2 protein-coding genes and 1 pseudogene are annotated in these 2022 nt (G+C 41.2%); all 3 read right to left on the bottom strand.

All coding sequences use genetic code 11. From position 1 onward, the window contains the following. Positions 1-269: 269 nt before the first annotated feature. Positions 270-572 (bottom strand): tyrosine-type recombinase/integrase, encoded by a 303-nt coding sequence (locus QUA16_RS36490; protein WP_333109724.1) that lies wholly within the window; start codon positions 570-572, stop codon positions 270-272. Between the two features lie 63 nt (positions 573-635). After that, entirely contained in the window at positions 636-854 is a 219-nt protein-coding gene (locus QUA16_RS36485; RefSeq protein WP_333109722.1) for an ISAzo13-like element transposase-related protein, read from the bottom strand. Between the two features lie 63 nt (positions 855-917). Then, positions 918-1950, bottom strand: a pseudogene (locus QUA16_RS36480) (transposase); the annotation flags it as partial. Between the last annotated feature and the right edge of the window lie 72 nt (positions 1951-2022).

Below are 2022 nucleotides of genomic sequence, written 5' to 3'. Positions count from 1 at the left end.
TATTGGACGGGCTCTTCGGCCCATCCCACAAGAAAAAATAACTCTTGTGGGATGGGCCGAAGAGCCCGTCCTAGTTATTTTTGCAAGAACTCTAGTATGAGAGCCGTTAAACGGATGGTAGAGCATCTCATACCCAGCAGATGCTGCTGGAGCATTCGTTTTTCTTGCACTCAGCCAATCACCAGTCTGGAATTTTTTCAGTCGCGTCGGATTGGGCTTGCGGGTGTTGGTGAGGGGGCAACGGATTTCCTGGGGTTGAGGGTGCTATATCAGGATATGGGCGTTTCCTGACGTAGGAAAGGGTAGAGAGTGCAAAGACGGCTCCCCTTACTGGGTCGGGCCGCACTTCTAAGTATTTCTGCAATTGTTCTGGCGTTGCGGTGGCCGCTGATTTCTTGAATAATCCGCAATGGGATACCCGCGTTGCTCATCTGGGTGAGTGCTGACCTTCTGAGGCTGTGGGTGGAAGCGCCGATGATGCCAACTCGATCGCAGGCTTCTTGGAATAGATGAGAGGCGGCTTCCGGGTTCGCGTGTTTCCAGCGGTGATTGAGGTGGCGGCTGGGGAACAGGTAGGGGTGTTCGGGATGTTTGTAGGTTTCTAAGGAATGAAAATTTAATAACTTTAGCGTCTGCTAAATAGTCGGAACTGCACGATAATTCCATTTGGGTAGGTATTCATCAAAAATAATTTTCATTGTTTCTTTAAATCCCTTAGCTACTTTTCGACCAGTTTCATAAATTTGATCGATTACATTTACTACCACAGAAAGCCCGGTTTTAGTATGAGTTTTTGCCATGAGTTCTTTAACTAACTCAAGAGAAGTAAAAATTACTCCTTGACCATTACTCACAAGTTAAGCTAAAAGCACTATTGTCCATGAGTAAAATTACTCATGTTTTACCTGTTGACTCAATTAAAATATGACTCCATTTGTTCCTTTATTGTTGAAAAAAATTTGTTCGGGACTTCTTTGAGTTCCAGGGAAAGGAGAAATAATTAGCCTGACATGAGGTTTTCATGCCTAGCTTAACAATCCCTAAATCTTGATTTTCGTCGGCGGCGAAATACTTAACAAGGTCAGAAGCTATTCCTTTTTGATAGGCAACCGAAAAATGATACATCCCCCGATAAATCATTTCTAATGAAACCCGTTCAATTGGTACTCCTAATTCATCTGCCACCGCATCTCCTAAATCTACTAAAATCGCATAAAATAGCCAAGTACCCCAGATTTGTAGCTTGATTCCGTTTAACGAACCTGTCCATAAAGAGCTGAGATTTAGTAATCTTTTTACTAGGCAAAATGCCTCTTCAATTCGCCACCGTCTTTGAGATAAATCTGCTACTACATAAGGGGGCAATATTTCAGCTTCTCGGACACTTGTCAGATAAGAACGCCAGGAAGTTTTGGAGCGAATCTGTACTAATCTTATAGTCAAAGCTGGTGTCTTTTTTGTCCCTGCACCTATTTTAATTATCTGGTCTTTGACATCATAAGTATTGGTTAATACCAGCTCGATTTGATAAGATGCACCTTTCTTGATTCGAGTGATAAATCCAATTTCTTGCTCAATGAGTTTTGACCAAAAGGCGAAGTGATAGAAGCCTCTGTCCAATAACAGTAAGGTTTTTGGCTTAACTGTTTTTAGGAAATCTTCTTCCCAATTAGTATCTGCTTGTTTGGGATTTGTCCAAAACCAAATTTATTCGGGAAGATGAGTTACTAGGTCTATAATTATTCCCATTTTTCCGGCTAATTGACCAATCGGTACATCTGATAAACTTTGTAGCTTCTTAAATAATGCTTCTAATGTTGACCCGTCAGCTATCCAGATATTTTCAAAGTTTTTTAAGGCAAATTGTACGCTATCCGGTAGTGGTCTTGATTTTCTCATCAACCATTTCCGACGAAAATGAGGCAGTAATTCTTTAAATACTTTTTCAAACCCACATTCCGCACTTCAAGTTGAAGTACGATAAAATAGAATACCGAAAAAGCCAAAAACCCGGATAATTCA

This window comes from Microcoleus sp. S13_C3 (assembly GCF_036700905.1).
In the GTDB taxonomy this organism is placed as follows: domain Bacteria; phylum Cyanobacteriota; class Cyanobacteriia; order Cyanobacteriales; family Microcoleaceae; genus Microcoleus.
The sequence above is the reverse complement of the archived record's forward strand: the minus strand, read 5'-3'. Positions and strand labels throughout refer to the sequence as shown.